Here is a 16,697-nt window from a genome sequence, read left to right as displayed (position 1 = left end):
CTAGGCAGCTTCTCGGTCAGATTTTCTGTAGTTCATATACCCGAATCCCAGCAAGATCAGTATAAAGACGGCAGCAGAGACTAAACTTAAAAGGCTTCCGCGTTGCACCACTGCTGGTTCAAAGGAGAAAACGATCTCATGGGGTCCAGCTGGGAAGACCTTTGCTCGTAGGGTATAATTAGCTCTAAAATAGTCAGCGTCTTGGCCGTCAACAGTCAGCTTCCAACCGGGTTTGTAGTACATCTCAGAAAAGACCACTAAGCCCTCTTTGCTACTGTTACTGGTATAAACCATTCTATTAGGCGCAAACTCTTTAAGGCTGATGGTTGCTGTGGAGTCTACTGTAAAACGCTTACCATTTAATTGTTCGGCAAAGTTTGAATGAACCACGGCTAAGGCTTGGATTTCCTCATCTGCAGAACTCACCATTTCATAATCAGAGACAAACCAGGCATTGCCATTGGCTCCTGGATTACGCTGCGCAAAAGGCCCACCGTTATCTCCAAAACGAATCAAATAACGCACATTAAACATATTGATGATGTTCATATTGGGTTGTCCACGCAACAAATAGAAATCGTTAATATCGTTGATGCGGCCCATTTTAACTGCGGAATATCCTCCCAAGGCATTGTGGAAGAAACTCGCACGTCCACTGGTAAAGGCAGCACTGGTCATATCATATACTCTAAAGAAACCATCGGTGTCCTTTTGAATTTGAAGATCCGCACCATTGGCCTGATACGGTTGCTCCATCACTCGAGAATCCACAAAGTCATCCTCATTGACGTAGCGTTTGTCAATACCAACCAAATCGAACACTAATAAAACCGCTAAAATCCCAACAGCCACCGGCTCTTTGATAATTTGGCGTATAAGAGCAAACAATACCGCAAAACTGGCAACGACCAATCCTAGGGATCGTAAACTGTCTTCTTTGAATACAGAGATTCTATCGGCCTGAATCCCTTCAATGAGTAAAGGTCCAATCTCACCCAATGCTGCGGCAACGTCGGCATCATAAGGCGCCTCAAAATCAAACAAACTGGATCCGAAGAGGTAAAAAATCAGCAACAATCCAGAGACTATACCACCAGATAGCATTAGTGCTTTCTTGCGGCTTTCTTTGGAATTAAAGTCATTAAATAGATGATGTAAGCCAATAACAGCCGCAATGGGCAATAACAGTTCAATGATCACCTGCATGGAGCTCACTGCTCTAAACTTGTTATACAGCGGCACATAGTCTACAAAGAACTCGGTGAGAAAGGCAAAGTTCTTACCCCAAGAGAGCAATAGACTTAAAATAATACCGCCTAACAACCACCAACGCAGTCGGCCTTTGATCAAAAAGAAGCCCAACAAAGCTAAAAAGACCACTATGGCTCCAACATAGGCAGGTGCTTCTATAATGGGCTGTTGCCCCCAATACATGGGCAGCGGAACCTGTCTCAAGATATTGTTCGCATCTTCTGGGGAGATTGGTAAACCTCTTAAGGTTTCAATAAGTTCGCTTTCTTCTGGCAGGGGTTCTCCAGAACCACCTCCCATAAAACGCGGCACCAATAAATTGAAAGATTCCAGTTTCCCATAACTGTACTCCGTGATATAATCGTATGATAAACCGTTGGTAACCTCTTTAGGAGTTCCGTCTGGTTTGATGGTCAATTCGCTCTTTCCGCGCATGGAATAAGGTGCGTACTCGGCTGTGGCTAATATATTCGCACTGTTAAATCCAATGGCCAGCAGTACGGCTCCACAAAGGATCAAAACAGATTTCGTAAAATGTTGTAGTTGCTTTTTTAAGATCGCATCAATCAAATAAGCTATTCCCAAAACAACGACTAATATCAAGAGGTAATAGGTCATCTGGAAGTGGTTGGCCACCAATTCCAAGCCCATGGCAACTGCCGTTAGTGCAAATCCCCAAAGATACTTCCGCCTAAAGGTTAAAATTATACCCGCCAAAACTAGCGGCATATAAGCTATGGCGTGTGCTTTCAAGTTGTGTCCTACCCCGAGTATTATGATCAAATAGGTGGAAAAGCCAAAGGCTAGAGCGCCCAGAAATGCGAGCTTATAGTCTATTTTCATGACCAAAAGCAACACGTACATGCTCAGCAAATACAAAAACAAATAGTCTGCGGGTCTTGGCAGAAAACGCAGCGTAAGGTCAAGTTTTTTGATCAGGTGGTTTGGATAGCGGGCTCCGATCTGATAGGTTGGCATTCCGCCAAAGGCCCCATTGGTCCAATAGGTCTCCTCACCTGTTGCCGCTTTAAAGTCCCGCTGTTGCTTGGCAATCCCATTGAATTGAGCAATATCACTTTGGAAGCTGGTATCGCCTTGTAGTACCGGGCTGAAATAGATCAGCGAGGCCAAAACGAATAGAATTAAAACAATGAGATGAGGAAGCGCTTTTTTTAAGGCAGCCATAGAAGCGGATTTAAGCCTCCAAATTAATCAATTTCTTCATAATCGATATAGTCTCCTACAACCTTAGTGGCCTCTTTTTTTCCTTGTGGCTTGCGGTGTACATGTACACTGCCTTCTGGTTTAGGGGGTTGCTGTTGCTCAAAGGCTCCGAACTGTTGTTCAAAGCGCTGCTGAAGCTTTTTACTGGCATAGCGCAAAATGTAAGGTGCAGCGAGTTTTAACGCAAAACGCAGCATCAACAATACCAAAATAACGATCAAAAACGTTCTCAATGCATCCATGCACTCTAAATTTAATGTAAAGGTAGGGATTCAGCGGCTAAGAAGCCGCTAAAGAACTATTAAAAAACTAATAAATTCTGCTATCTTTGACTGCAAACCAACACCCCATGATCACCCGCCTCTGGCTAAGTTTATGCATACTTCTTATAAGTGTTCCGACCGTTCTAGGTCAATATACGGAGACCATTAATTCCAACCGACCCGGTAATTCACAAGGCGCTTTTGCTGTAGGTAAAAACGTGCTACAACTGGAATTGGGCCTCGGATTAGGACAAGAGAATCACGATCTGCTCAACACGGAGGCCAGTGCTTTCAGTATTGACTACGCCGTTCGTTACGGACTTCTCAAAGAGCGATTAGAGATCAACGCAATTGGAAATTACCAACGCAATGAGGTTACTTTCAACGACGGTTTTGTTACGGGAAACTTTACTCAAGCTAATTTTAGACTAAACAGTGTTGGAGCCAAGTATCTCTTGTACGACCCGTACAGAAAGCGTGATTTAGAAGGGCCGAATCTTTACAGCTGGAAGGCTAACAACACTTTTCAGTGGCGCGACTTGATCCCTGCAGTATCCGTCTATGCAGGTGCCAATTTTGACTTTGAGGACAATCCCTTCACGCCAGAAGATGAATTGACCATAAGTCCACGTGTGGTTATTATTACTCAGAATAACTTTTTAGGCGGATGGGTTTTTGTAACGAATATCATTGTTGATCGTGTAACTACTGAGTTTCCGTCATACAGCTATATCTTGACCTTAACGCATGCCTTTAGCGAGAAATTCTCTGCTTTTGTCGAGAATGAAGGAATTAAAAGTGACTTTTATGCTGACCAACTCTTTAGAGGTGGCGCGGCTTATCTGTTTAACAAAGACTTTCAATTGGATGCCTCTGTACTACTGAATTGGAAGGACACTCCTACCCGCACTTTCTTTAGAATTGGTGCCAGCTATCGTTTTGATATGCACGGAGAAGATGAGTATATAGAAGAAACTGGGCCTGATGGAGAACCCATTAACAAAAAGAAAAAGAAGAAAAAGCGCAACCGCCGTGATGATGTCGACGTTGAAGACGATGGCGGAAATCCTTTTGAAGACCGTCCATGATTGAAGTCAAACAAATAACCAGCAAAAAAGACCTTAAGGCCTTTGTACGCTTTCCTTTCAGCCTTTACAAAGATTGCAAATACTGGGTCCCACCGCTTATCAATGATGAGCTAGAGACCTTAAGTGGTGAGAAAAATCCTGTTTTCAAGAATGCTGAAACTCAATATTTCCTCGCGTATAAGAATGGTAAAATAGCAGGGCGCATTGCTGCTATTATCAATCATGTAGAAATCAACGAGCAAGGCAAGAAAAAGATGCGTTTCGGTTGGTTGGATATGATTGACGACATTGAAGTGACCAAAGCGCTTTTAGAAGCGGTGAAGACCATTGGGAAGCAAAATAATCTTGAATATTTAGAAGGACCTGTGGGCTTTTCCAATATGGAAAAGGCTGGGATCTTAACTATGGGGTATGAGGAATTGAACACCATGATCACCTGGTACCACTATCCTTATTATGCAGAGCATTTTGAAAAGCTCGGATGTGAAAAGCAGGCAACCCGGGTGGAATACCGCCTGAGTATTCCTCCGGAGATGAAGGAAAAGGTGAAAAAGTTCTCTGCCTTGATTAAAAAACGCTATGATCTTGAGGTCATTCGTTTTGGTTCTAAAAAAGAGATCATTCCCTATGTAGATGCCATGTTTGAGTTATTGAACAACACCTATAACAGTCTACAGACCTTTGTTCCTATTCAACAATATCAGATCGATTATTACAAGGAGAAGTACTTCAACTTCATCCATCCGGATTACATCACCTGTATCAAAGACAATACGGGTAAGCTCATCGCCTTTTCTGTAGTGATGCCGAGCTTCTCTAAGGCGCTTAAAAAGGCCAATGGTAAGCTATTCCCGTTTGGATGGTACCATTTAATGCAGGCTCAGAAAAAGAACGATACGGCCGCCTTCTACTTAATTGGCATTGATCCGGAATACCAAGGAAAAGGCGTTACGGCGATTATCTTTGCGGAAATGCAAAAGCTGTTTAATGCCAAAGGAATTACCCAGGTGGAAACCAATCCAGAATTGGCGGAGAATACAGCCGTACAACTCCTTTGGAAGGATTACGGCCCGGTGCAGCACAAGGAACGCAGCACCTTTAGAAAAGACCTATAAAAAAAGCCACCAATACGGTGGCTTTTTTATTTCATATATCAGAACTATTATTCTCCCATTGAAGCTGCTAGAGCTGCTGAAAGTCTTTTGTAAGTTCCGTTTTCTAAACGCTCGCGAATTGCCGAGAACGCTTCTAATGTTTCTTGAATATCTTCCATAGTATGAGACGCCGTTGGAATCATTCTTAGTAGAATCAATCCTTTAGGTATCACAGGGTAAACTACTATAGAACAGAATACTCCGTGATTCTCTCTAAGGTCTTTCACCAAGGCCATAGCCTCTGGAATACTTCCTTTAAGATAAACTGGAGTTACACAACTTTGTGTTGTTCCTAGATCAAATCCTCGCTCACGTAAACCACCTTGTAGTGCGTTTACGTTCTCCCAAAGTTTGTCTTTATATTGAGTGCTTGAGCGCATCATATCCAAACGCTTCAATGCACCAACAACCAACTGCATTTGCAATGACTTGGCGAACATTTGAGAACGCAGGTTGTATTTTAAGTAATTGATGATCTCTTCATCTCCAGCGATAAAGGCTCCTGTAGAGGCCATAGATTTCGCAAAAGTGGCGAAGTATACATCAATATCATCTTGCACGCCTTGCTCCTCTCCGGCACCAGCTCCTGTTTTCCCAAGAGTTCCGAATCCGTGAGCGTCATCTACGAACAATCTGAAGTTATATTTTTCTTTTAGTGCAACGATCTCTTTTAGCTTCCCTTGTTCCCCGCGCATTCCAAAAACACCTTCGGAGATCAAAAGAATTCCACCACCGGTCTTTTCCGCTACCTTCTCCGCACGTTTTAGGTTCTTTTCGATACTCTCCATATCGTTGTGCTTATACGTAAAGCGCTGACCTAAGTGCAGACGAACTCCGTCAATGATACAAGCGTGAGCGTCAACGTCATATACAATCACATCGTCTTTAGAAACCAAAGCATCAATGGTAGATACCATTCCTTGGTAACCGAAGTTTAATAAGTAAGCGGCTTGTTTGTTTACAAATGCAGCTAGCTCGTTCTGCAATTGCTCGTGCAAGTTAGTATGCCCACTCATCATACGAGCGCCCATAGGGTATGCTGAACCGTATTGTGCGGCTGCAGCGGCATCCACTTCACGAACTTCTGGATGGTTTGCCAATCCTAGGTAGTCGTTCACACTCCAAGTGATCACTTCCTTCCCGTTGAACATCATTCGATTACCGATAGGTCCTTCTAGCTTAGGGAATACGAAATAGCCTTCTGCTGCTTCTGCCCACTTGCCTAACGGCCCCTTATCTCTGTAAATCTTTTCGAATAAATCCTTTGCCAAATCTTTGCTATTAAAGTTTCCGGGCAAAATTATAAATTTATTCCTAATAATCAGGGTTTTTCCGGAATTCCTGCGCATAAAAAAGCCCCGCAAATGCAGGGCTTAAGTATTTTGTTTAAGGCGTTTATTTCACATATTGAATATTGCCTACAACCTCTTCGTGTTCTACGTCAAAGAAGCCTTGCTCCTTCATCCACTTGTCTGAGTAGACTTTACTCATATATCGAGAACCGTGATCGGGTAGAATTACCACAACCACATCGTCTTTTTTAAAGAATCCTTCTTCTCCCAATTGTTGAACACCTTGAAGCGCTGCACCAGAGGTATAACCTGCAAAAAGACCTTCTTTAGTTGCGAGCTCTCTTGCTTTATGAGCACTTTCTTCGTCAGTTACTTTAACAAACTGATCGATGCTGTCAAAATCGGTAGCCGTTGGGATCAAGTTCTTTCCTAAACCTTCAATGCGGTATGGATAGATCTCGTTCTTATCGAACTCACGAGTTTCATGATATTTCTTTAAAACAGACCCATAGGCATCAATTCCAACGATCTGAATATCTGGATTTTGTTCTTTTAGGTATTGGGCCGTCCCAGAAATGGTTCCACCTGTACCGCTACAAGCCACTAAGTGTGTGATTTGACCTGCTGTTTGCTCCCAAATCTCAGGTCCTGTACTGCGGTAATGTGCTGCAGTATTTAAGCTATTGAAATACTGGTTGATGTAAACCGAACCTTTGATCTCGCTGTGCAGTCGCTTCGCCACTTCATAATACGAACGTGGATCATCTGCTGCAACGTGCGCTGGGCAAACATATACCTTAGCTCCCATGGCGCGAAGCATATCGATCTTGTCTCCGCTGGATTTAGAACTCACTGCAAGAATACACTCATATCCCTTAATTATGCTCACCATAGCGATACTGAATCCGGTATTTCCAGATGTAGTTTCAATTATGGTATCGCCAGGAGATAAAATACCTTGACGCTCTGCTTCTTCAATGATGTGTAAGGCAATGCGGTCTTTTGAGGAATGACCGGGGTTGAATGCTTCAACTTTTCCGTAGAAATTACCGGGGATATCGGCAGTAATTTTGCTCAATTTGACAAGAGGTGTATTCCCGATGAGAGAAAGCACGTTGTCATGTGCTTGGATTTTGTCCTTCATAAATTCTGCTTAGTCAGAAGAAAGCCGCTCTTCTTGAATGATTTACGGTTTCAACCCTGCAAAGTTAAGTCAAAAATTTCAAACTACTCGGTTATACCTTCTAAATCAAAGAGGAAGGCCCAGTTTCTGGCTACTTCTTTGAGGGCTTCAAAACGCCCAGAGGCGCCACCGTGACCGGCGTCCATATTGGTGTTTAAAAGCAATAGGTTGTCATCGGTCTTCATTTCACGAAGCTTAGCCACCCATTTAGCAGGTTCCCAATATTGTACTTGCGAATCGTGTAGTCCTGTAGTTACCAATAAGTTCGGATATCCTTGAGCACTCACCTGATCGTAAGGAGAATAACTCAACATATAATCGTAGGAGTCCTTATTATTCGGGTTCCCCCACTCGTCATACTCACCAGTGGTCAACGGAATAGAATCGTCCAACATAGTGGTCACCACATCTACAAAGGGTACTGCAGCAATGACACCGTTGTAAAGCTCAGGAGCCATATTTACAATTGCTCCCATAAGCAAACCTCCCGCTGATCCTCCATAAGCGTATAAGTGTTCGCTTGAAGTGTATCCAGCTTCAATTAAAAATTTAGAACAATCAATAAAGTCAGTAAAGGTGTTCTTCTTGGCGAACATCTTACCGTCTTCATACCACTGACGGCCCATATACTGACCTCCACGAATGTGTGCAATGGCGTATATGAATCCGCGATCCAACAGACTCAAACGCGTCGTTGAAAAGCGCGGGTCAATGGTAGATCCATAAGATCCGTAAGCATACTGAAGCACTGGGTTCTTGCCGTTCTTTTCCATACCCTTGCGATATACCAAAGAGATCGGAATCTTGGTTCCGTCTGCAGCTGTAGCCCAAACGCGCTCAGATGCGTAATTGTCTTTATCAAATTTTCCACCCAGAACCTCGGTCTCTTTCATAACCGTAGATTCCTTTGTTGCCATATTGAAATCAATTACAGAGGCTGGCGTGGTCATAGAATTGTAACCGTAGCGCAAAACTTCTGTGTTGATATCTACATTTTGTGTGGTGTAAGCAGTATAAGTCTCGCTTTCAAAAGGCAAATAATAAGCCCCATCTGGATTGGCCCATGGAATGATCTTGAGTTTGTTCAGACCTTCACTACGCTCACTTACTACTAAGTAGTCTTTGAAAATATCTATATCCTCTAATAATACTGCGTCGTCATGAGCAATTACCTCTTCCCAGTTGTCCTTCCCAGTATTAGCCACAGAAGTCTTCATGAGTTTGTAATTCTTAGCTCCGTCTTTATTGGTCAAGATGTAAAAGTGATCTCCAAAATGCGAAACATAGTACTCTAGGCCGCGTTCTCTGGCCTGTATAGGTTGAAACTCTCCTGTAGGATTGTTCGCGTCTAAATATTGAAATTCAGAAGTCAAGGTACTTGTACTCCCGATCATCATATAGTCGTCTGACTTTGTTTTATACACATAGGTGTAAAAAGTGTCGTCTTCTTCTGTAAAGATGAGGGTTGGATTTGTTGGGTCATCTCCTAGCTTGTGCCTGTAGATCTTATCGCTACGGAGGGTAACCGGATCCTTTCCTGTAAAGAATAAAGTCTCATTGTCATTAGCCCACTCAGAACCCGCAGTGGTCATTGGGATGGCCTCATCGAGGATCTCACCCGTCTCCAAGTTCTTCACATAAATGGTATAGTTTCTACGGCTAACGGTATCTACCCCAAAGGCTACCATCTTGTTGTTTGGGCTCACGTTGATTCCCCTTAGGTTGTAATAAGGATAGCCTTCGGCCATTTCATTGACATCAAAAAGTACTTCTTCTTCGGCATCCAGGGAACCTTTCTTACGTGTGTAGATCGGATAATCCTTCCCAGTCTCGTAACGCGTCACATAGTAATAACCGTTATAGAAATATGGCACGGATGCATCGTCTTCTTTGATGCGACCTTTCATTTCTTGAAATAGATCTTCCTGAAACGCCTTAGTGTGCGCGGTCATTTTATCAAAGTAATCGTTCTCACGCTCCAGGTAATCAATTACCTCTTCATCCTCTCGATCGTTGAGCCAGTAGTAATTATCCACGCGCACATCACCGTGAATCTCTAGATTTTTTGCTTTCTTTTCTGCCGTTGGTGGCGTTATATCCATTGCTGCTTTGGGTTTTTGATCTTGATTACAGGAAGCCGCAAAAATAGTGCAAACTGCTAAGATGAAAATGTTCTTGAACATGATTTTGAGTTTCTAATTGTTTTAAATAGGCCCTCTAAATTAGTAAATTTGTAGCGAATAAAATCTTAAAGCTATGTTTGGAGATATAATGGGAATGATGGGCAAACTCAAAGAGACCCAAGCCAAGGTTGCTGCTACAAAAGAGCGCTTAAACACCGTATTGATAGATGCAGAGAATTCAGAAGGAACAATTAAAGTGACCCTAACGGCCAATCGCGAGATCAAGAACATCACCATTGCTGATGAACTTTTAAATGATAAGGAACAATTAGAAGATTATTTGGTGATCACTTTGAACAAAGCTATTGCGCAGGCAACTTCTGTAAATGAGACCGAACTCGCAGCTGTTGCCAAGGAAGGAATGCCCAACATTCCTGGGCTAGACAATATGTTTGGCTAGTATTTGTAGGCTATCTTATCCAATAACTCATAGTGGTAGGTAGTATCGCGAAGACTGCTGTATCCAGAGACCTCCCCTATCTTTTTGCCCTTGTGATTGTAAGCGATCAATAAGGGAAAGGAACGGTCTGAATTGTATTTTTTCAGGACTTCTTTATTATAGGCTAATTGTTCTGGAGAAACAATGTCAATTCGACGGGGAATGTCAATCTTTACCAGGTAGTAGCCCTGGGTCTTAGCACGGAACTCCTCGGTCTCTAAGAAATCCTCCTTTAACTGTATGCAAGGCGCGCACCAATCGCTCCCCGTAAAATAAAGCAAGACAGGCATCTTATCCTTCTTTGCCATCTTCTGGGCCTCTTCCAGATTGGTCATCCATTGGGTCTTCTCCTGGGTTTGTGACCATCCGCTTTGCGTAAAGAGAATACTTAAAAAAATTAGTAGGGTTCTCATAGTTGTTGATTAGGAAACAGATATCATGCCAAAAATGGACAAAAAAAAGAGAAGCCCCAAATAAATGGGACTCCTCCACGAGTAGTTCACAGGATTGATTGTGAATTACTGAATGATTCTAAACTGCGTTCTGCGGTTTGCTCTGTGCTCGCGCTCAGAACAAGAAACACCATCAGCACAACGGTTTAACAACTGAGACTCTCCATATCCGTTAGAAACGATACGGCTAGAGTTGATCCCTTTAGAGATCAAGTAGTTAGTTACCGCTTGCGCACGACGCTCAGAAAGATCTCTGTTGCTGGCAGCAGTACCTCTTGAATCTGTGTGAGAAGCGATCTCTACACGAACTCCGTCTTTCAATACAGGAAGTAATTTGGTATCGATTTCACGCTTAGCATCTGTAGTCAAAGTAGCTGATCCTAATTTCCAGTTGATGTTCAAGTCGTTGTATTCCAAAAGCTCACACTCTACTTCTTTCCAAGTAGTAAGTCCACCTTTTGTTTGCAATACTTCACGGGTGATCGTTTTGTAAACTGCAGGAATAGTCTCTTCTACAACTTGCGCATCTTTAACCAATACGGTTTTAGTGATAGTAGCGTATTCTGCAGGAATCTCTACTTCTTCCACACGAGCTGGCTCAATAACCAAACGCTTGGTGTACGAAGCAGGAACTTCAGCAACTGGTGTAGAAATTGTGCTAACATCATTTGCTAAGCGCTGAACAGCAACTGTCTGAAATTCTGCAGGATATCCTTTATAACACCAGTAACGACAATCATCTGGGTTGGCAGAAGCATAGTCAGGTGCTGCAGTACCAAGCTCCCATTGAGCATAAGCTGGTTTGATCTCCAAAGTCTCTGAGTCACTAGAAAAGCTTGCAGGAATTATACGTAGTGTAGATGCTCCTTGTTTCTTTACATAAGAGATGGTCTCAGTTCCCCACTTTTCTGGAACTACAACCAGTTTCTTACCAGCCACTTTTACCATTACGCGCTCAGTCACGGTCTCATACTGTGCAGGAACGGTTTTTAATACCTTATAAGCAGGCTTAACCATTACTTGCTCATCTTCATTTACATATACGTCTGGGGTAGTACAACGTACGTAACATTTTCTAGGTTCTGGATTTGACGGAAGGTCTTGGGCTTGAGCTAGATTCGCGAGACCAACAGCCAGGATTAGTGGTACAATTTTTCTCATTGTGATGTTAATCAGTGATTTGTTTTAACGTGGGGCAAATGTCCCTTTCTTAGAATTCCTTTAACATTAGAATGCAAGAAATCGAAAAGCTTAATCGCTCAACAACACAAATAATCGGTGAAATACCTAGACCGTAAATTTTGAAGGGTTAAGCCTCGATCAAAATGATTTTCTGGTTTTTTTTCGGATATTTACTTACACATACGAAGTTTAACACCAAATAATACAAACATGTTTGAATTGAAGCAAAAAGAAGGATCCGATCAGTATCACTTTGTACTGAAGGCCAAAAACGGGCAAGTTATCCTTTCTAGCCAAGTATACGCGAGCAAAAGCGGTGCGATGAATGGTATTGAGTCTGTGCGTAAGAATTCTAGCGACGACGCTAAATTTGAGCGCAACACGGCTAAAAATGGAAAATTCTACTTCAACCTAAAAGCTGCCAACAGCCAAATCATTGGTACGAGCCAAATGTATGCTGCAGAAGCTGGTATGGAGAATGGAATTCAATCTATCAAGAACAACGCTCCAGACGCAGATGTTAAGGAGGTAGAATAAATCCAGCGTCCTTTAAAAAATCAAAGCCCTGCAATTGCAGGGCTTTTTTTATGACAATGTCTTTCTGAGTATTTCCAAAAACTCTTGATGCATGGCATCAGAATAATCCAAATGCGTCACTACACGCAACGCTCCTTGCCCCATATTACTCACTATTATATTATGGTCATCCATCGCTTTTAAAAAGGCAGATTCATCTTCAACATGAAAGATCACAATATTGGTCTCCACTGGCGCCACCTTTTTTACCTGAGGCAAACTTTGTAAAACCTCCCCTATTTCTTTAGCCTTCTTATGATCCTCAGCCAATCGCTCCACATGATGATCTAAGGCGTAAAGACAGGCTGCAGCCATATAACCTATTTGGCGCATTCCGCCACCTAAAACCTTTCGGACGCGAATCGCATTATCCATGTGGTCTTGATCACCCATCAAAACGGTTCCTATGGGAGTACCTAAACCTTTACTAAAACATACGGTGATGGTATCAAAGCGTTTACCAAATTCCTTGGGATCCTGCCCTTTGGCAACTATAGCATTCATTAAACGAGCACCGTCTAAGTGAAGGCCCAAACCGTGTTTGTCACAAACTGCGCGGATCTCGTCAATGGTATCAAAGTCGTAACAAGCCCCTCCTCCTTTATTGGTGGTATTCTCCAGACAGACCAAAGTTGTCAGCGGGCTGTGATAAAAATCAGGTGGATTGATAGCGGCTTCAACTTGAGCCGCAGTGATCTTGCCATGTGTGCCGTCCAAAAGTTTACAAGACACCCCACTATTGAAAGAAACACCTCCACCCTCATAATTATAAACATGCGCGTATTTATCGCAGATCAATTGTTCTCCGGGTTGAGTATGTAATTTAATTGCCGCTTGATTGGCCATACTTCCCGTTGGAAAGAATAGCGCCGCAGGCTTTCCAAACATTTCAGCCATACGCTGCTCTAAGGCATTTGCGCTCGGGTCTTCTTTATAAACATCATCGCCTACTTCTGCCTGCATAATGGCTTGAAGCATGCCAGGTGTCGGTTTGGTAACCGTATCGCTTCTGAGGTCTATCATTTAGTATTTTCTATTGAGTTTACCTTGAGATTCAAGGCTTTTCAAGGTATCATCCACCATAGCTTCTAAGGCTACTAGAGGATGATTGTTGTTGTATTCAAAATTTTTATTGGGATGCTCCGGATCGTTGGTCAACTGGATCTCGTCATAGCGCGAGTTGAATGTTTCAGTTCCCGTAAAAAAGACATACGCCCAACGACAATTGTATACTTCTGTCCTGGCTTTGGTATCTGTATAAGGAACATCAGTATCGTAATCTTTAAGCCGTTCTGTTTTGAGGGTTTGCTCGTGTTCTTTGTAATAGGCGAATATCTTTGGATCCTCAAGCTTAACCGTTTTAAACAAACCGCAATTGTCAATTTTTGTCAAATAGAGTTGTTCGTCCTTAGCATAAACAACCGCAGTTTCAATATACGTTCCGTTGGAAGTACACCAGCTCCCATCGCGCAGCATAAAGCGTTGAACATTTCCTTCACACTTGTGAGCACGTACAAAGATCTCCGTCACTCCCTCAGCCTGCAAGGCTTCCACATGGTCTCTGAGCAAGCCTTCTACATATTGGGCGTCGTTTTGAGCAAACGATGAGATGCTAAGTAGCAGTACACTTATTAATACAAGCTGTTTCATCTCTCTTTAGTGTTGATTGTGTGAACACTGAAAGCTCCCAATAGGACTTCCATCAGGAATTGTTGGAGCGGATTGCGGCTTGTATTCCTCAGGGTCTTCCATGAAGTTTTTAATTTCAAGTGCTAAGAACTGGGAAAACAAACTGCCCTCTTCAGTTAATATATCCTGATTGGATGTCAAAAAGCTCAGCACAAGTGCCTTTACACTAGGAGTGGTTCTTCCATCCATGGCTAAGTTCATCATATGTTGAATAACGCGGTGTTTAACAGCTTTGGAGATCTCCGCCTCGTATTCAGTGTCGAATTGGTAAACTGAGATGATTTGTGCATTCAGATAATTCATAATGTCCAAAAAGCTGGCATTTTTGCTATTCATAGCCGATTGCTGGTTCAGACGATTAGCCCGCTCTGGGTGCAACAAAAGTCCCAAGGTGAAATCTGCAGCGGTTGTGGCCGCACCCACAGGGTCAAAAGCCACTCCAGTCTTTCCTTTGAAGGATTCACGATCTCTCCAATAGCCAAAGGCACGCGGTGGGAAAAGCTCTAAAACATGCTCAGGAATCACTAAGTTTTCGGGCTTTAGGGTCTCCATCATGGCCTGTAGCGCCTTCAATTGCTCCTTTTTACTCACTACCTCGTGAATCAAATTACCATCTCCCTTAACCGAGTAGTTGTAGTTTAAGCCACCTATCAGCTTTACAGCAGCTTCTGTTTGGTAGCGGTGGAAGAAATACAGCGGTACAAATACATCTTCCAGTACCGTTAGTGGTTCTCCGCTGCGGATATTATCCACAGAAAAATTATTCATAGCGGTCTGACGCAGTTTCATAACCTCTTCCAATTCTTTAACTGCATCTTCCCCATTATCCCAAAGGTGAGCAAAAGCGTGTGCCCCGCCTTGAGCGCGCGCATCACTGTCCGATATGAATTGGAGGCCATCTTTTTGTGCCTGACTCAATACTTCATCCAAATAGTCTTTCTCTGATTGCCCGGCCGCAGGATCACCATAGGAATAAGCTACAGTGACCTTATCCCAAACTCCAATGCCTGTATCATAAGCATTACTGATGTCTAATTGTCCATTCTTCATTCTTAAAAGCGGATGAGGATAATCCATCACACTGGCACGCCCGGTTGGGCTGGCCGCAAAATTGTGAGCAAAACCTAGGGTATGTCCTATCTCGTGTGCAGAGAGCTGTCTTATTCTAGCCAAGGCCATTTCCAACATAGGGCCATAATTATCATCATTGTTTGCAAAAGGCTGATTCATCAATGCCTGAGCAATCATAAAATCCTGACGAATCCTCAAACTCCCCAGACTTACATGTCCTTTTAATATCTCCCCGGTACGTGGGTCTACAATGCTCGCTCCATAACTCCAACCACGAGTAGACCGGTGTACCCATTGGATCATATTGTACCTAAGGTCCATAGGATCGGCATCCTCTGGGAGGATCTTAACCTGAAAAGCGTCTTTATAACCGATAGCTTCAAACGCCTGATTCCACCAACGTCCGCCTTCTAAAAGTGCAGAACGCACGGGCTCTGGAGTTCCGGGATCTAGATAGTAAATAATAGGTTCAACAGCCTCGCTTACTGCTGCACCAGGGTTCTTCTTTTCCAAGCGGTGTCTTACAATGATTCGTTTACGGATCGGTTCCCAAATCGGGGTGGAATAATCCAAGTAAGATCGGTGAATAGCTCCACTGCGCGGATCAAAAGCTCTGGGTGAATAGCCATCATCTGGCAATTGTACAAAACTGTGATGCTGAATTACTGTCAAAGCACTGGCATCAGGAGCTACACTGCTGACATTTCTGCCTGTGGGCTGCCCTTTAAAGGTGAGCATGGCTTCAAATTCAACATTCTTAGGGAATGCCTTGGTGCGTTCCATCCACAAGACATTACGGGTTTTGTCCAAGCTGTACTTTCCTTCTTTAGCTCGAGCCAAACGTTGCGCAACGCCGTGAGTATCGAGCATTAAAAAGGGTGTAAGATCAATAACATAGCTGCCACTCGCTGTGGTCTCCTTAATATCAAAACCAAACAGCACAGATTTGGCAAAAGCTTGTTCTACGGATTTGCGTTCTGCTTCATTGTCCGTAACTGCTCTGTAGTCCTGATTGGGTTGCAAGAGCAATAGTTTATTTCCTGATTTGATGAATTTCACAATCACACCATCTCCCAACTGCCCACGGTCCAAGCCGATGTCATTGGAACCTAAACCAGAAGTCAGCGAATGCACGTACAAAAACTCCTGATCGAGTTTATCAACTTCTAAATAAATAGCGCCCGTTTTAGGACTGTAATGAAAATCGAAGAAGCCTTTAAAGGCTTGTAGGTCTTCCTGCTTTTCTAAAAATTGTGATTTAACTGGGGAGATACAACATACAATTGCCAAGAGGCAAATCAATCGCTTCATAAAAAAATGGTTTGCTAGAGGCATAAAAATACGTCAAAATTGTTTCATCGCAGACCTTGAAGTTCTATTTTTGTATGACTAACAAGCAAGTATGACTACAACAGATCAGATCAAGGATCTTAGAGAGCGCCAGGATGCGTTAAGGAGGTAGCTTTGACATTGCTGGAAAGCGTGTCATTATAGCCAATGACGAAGAAAAGACCTTCGATCCTAACTTCTGGAACAATCCCAAAGAAGCAGAAGTCTTTATGAAAAAACTTCGTGGGCAGAAAAAATGGGTAAGCGACTTTGAAGAAGCTGTATCCCTAACTGATGATGCCCAAGTTCTAATAGAATTCT

Annotated in this window: 14 protein-coding genes and 1 pseudogene; 5 read left to right on the top strand and 10 right to left on the bottom strand. The window is 43.0% G+C overall.

The window, feature by feature from the left end; translation table 11 throughout:
• Positions 1 to 2,436 (bottom strand): hypothetical protein, encoded by a 2,436-nt coding sequence (locus tag HRT75_RS05845; protein WP_291183755.1) that lies wholly within the window; start codon positions 2,434 to 2,436, stop codon positions 1 to 3.
• A 23-nt stretch (positions 2,437 to 2,459) separates the two neighbouring features.
• On the bottom strand, positions 2,460 to 2,717 hold the full coding sequence (locus HRT75_RS05840; RefSeq protein WP_291183752.1) for a DUF4834 domain-containing protein: 258 nt from the start codon (positions 2,715 to 2,717) through the stop codon (positions 2,460 to 2,462).
• 107 nt (positions 2,718 to 2,824) lie between these two features.
• On the opposite strand from HRT75_RS05840, the gene HRT75_RS05835 reads away from it, so the two are divergent.
• Both HRT75_RS05835 and HRT75_RS05830 read left to right on the top strand, forming a co-directional pair.
• The gene (locus HRT75_RS05835) at positions 2,825 to 3,826 is read left to right on the top strand and encodes a transporter (protein WP_291183749.1); all 1,002 of its coding nucleotides are present in this window, start codon (positions 2,825 to 2,827) and stop codon (positions 3,824 to 3,826) included.
• Positions 3,823 to 4,941, top strand: coding sequence for a GTP cyclohydrolase (locus HRT75_RS05830; RefSeq protein WP_291183746.1), 1,119 nt, complete (start codon positions 3,823 to 3,825; stop codon positions 4,939 to 4,941). The genes HRT75_RS05835 and HRT75_RS05830 overlap by 4 nt, the downstream gene beginning before the upstream one ends.
• 47 nt (positions 4,942 to 4,988) lie before the next feature.
• Here the strand turns inward: HRT75_RS05830 and HRT75_RS05825 are convergent, their stop codons facing one another.
• The 3 genes from HRT75_RS05825 to HRT75_RS05815 all read right to left on the bottom strand — a co-directional run bounded on the left by HRT75_RS05825 (position 4,989) and on the right by HRT75_RS05815 (position 9,557).
• Positions 4,989 to 6,251, bottom strand: a complete 1,263-nt coding sequence (locus tag HRT75_RS05825) for an aminotransferase class I/II-fold pyridoxal phosphate-dependent enzyme (protein WP_291183743.1) — start codon at positions 6,249 to 6,251, stop codon at positions 4,989 to 4,991.
• A 124-nt stretch (positions 6,252 to 6,375) separates the two neighbouring features.
• Entirely contained in the window at positions 6,376 to 7,416 is a 1,041-nt protein-coding gene (locus HRT75_RS05820; RefSeq protein ID WP_291183740.1) for a pyridoxal-phosphate dependent enzyme, read from the bottom strand.
• An 83-nt stretch (positions 7,417 to 7,499) separates the two neighbouring features.
• Positions 7,500 to 9,557, bottom strand: coding sequence for a S9 family peptidase (locus HRT75_RS05815; RefSeq protein WP_291183844.1), 2,058 nt, complete (start codon positions 9,555 to 9,557; stop codon positions 7,500 to 7,502).
• Positions 9,558 to 9,711: 154 nt separating this feature from the next.
• Between HRT75_RS05815 and HRT75_RS05810 the strand changes: the two genes are divergently transcribed.
• Positions 9,712 to 10,038, top strand: a complete 327-nt coding sequence (locus tag HRT75_RS05810) for a YbaB/EbfC family nucleoid-associated protein (protein ID WP_291183737.1) — start codon at positions 9,712 to 9,714, stop codon at positions 10,036 to 10,038.
• Here the strand turns inward: HRT75_RS05810 and HRT75_RS05805 are convergent.
• A complete protein-coding gene (locus HRT75_RS05805; protein ID WP_291183734.1) occupies positions 10,035 to 10,490 on the bottom strand; it encodes a thioredoxin family protein in 456 nt (151 codons plus the stop codon). The genes HRT75_RS05810 and HRT75_RS05805 overlap by 4 nt on opposite strands.
• A gap of 105 nt (positions 10,491 to 10,595) precedes the next feature.
• Complete coding sequence (locus HRT75_RS05800; protein ID WP_291183732.1) at positions 10,596 to 11,690, bottom strand: OmpA family protein; 1,095 nt, start codon at positions 11,688 to 11,690, stop codon at positions 10,596 to 10,598.
• Between the two features lie 231 nt (positions 11,691 to 11,921).
• Between HRT75_RS05800 and HRT75_RS05795 the strand changes: the two genes are divergently transcribed.
• Complete coding sequence (locus tag HRT75_RS05795) at positions 11,922 to 12,248, top strand: YegP family protein (RefSeq protein ID WP_272832375.1); 327 nt, start codon at positions 11,922 to 11,924, stop codon at positions 12,246 to 12,248.
• A gap of 48 nt (positions 12,249 to 12,296) precedes the next feature.
• Here HRT75_RS05795 and HRT75_RS05790 read toward each other — a convergent pair whose 3' ends face one another.
• Genes HRT75_RS05790 through HRT75_RS05780 form a run of 3 tightly spaced genes read right to left on the bottom strand, consistent with a single transcriptional unit; the run spans position 12,297 to position 16,358 of the window.
• A complete protein-coding gene (locus tag HRT75_RS05790; RefSeq protein WP_291183727.1) occupies positions 12,297 to 13,310 on the bottom strand; it encodes a GntG family PLP-dependent aldolase in 1,014 nt (337 codons plus the stop codon).
• Positions 13,311 to 13,937, bottom strand: coding sequence for a hypothetical protein (locus tag HRT75_RS05785; protein ID WP_291183725.1), 627 nt, complete (start codon positions 13,935 to 13,937; stop codon positions 13,311 to 13,313).
• Positions 13,938 to 13,943: 6 nt separating this feature from the next.
• The gene (locus HRT75_RS05780; protein WP_291183723.1) at positions 13,944 to 16,358 is read right to left on the bottom strand and encodes a zinc-dependent metalloprotease; all 2,415 of its coding nucleotides are present in this window, start codon (positions 16,356 to 16,358) and stop codon (positions 13,944 to 13,946) included.
• A 91-nt stretch (positions 16,359 to 16,449) separates the two neighbouring features.
• Here HRT75_RS05780 and prfB point away from each other — a divergent pair.
• Positions 16,450 to 16,697, top strand: a pseudogene (gene prfB, locus HRT75_RS05775) (peptide chain release factor 2); the annotation flags it as partial.

This window comes from Gilvibacter sp., from assembly GCF_013214815.1.
Classification (GTDB): domain Bacteria; phylum Bacteroidota; class Bacteroidia; order Flavobacteriales; family Flavobacteriaceae; genus Gilvibacter.
Note: the sequence above shows the minus strand (reverse complement) of the source record. Positions and strands in the feature narration are given on the sequence as shown.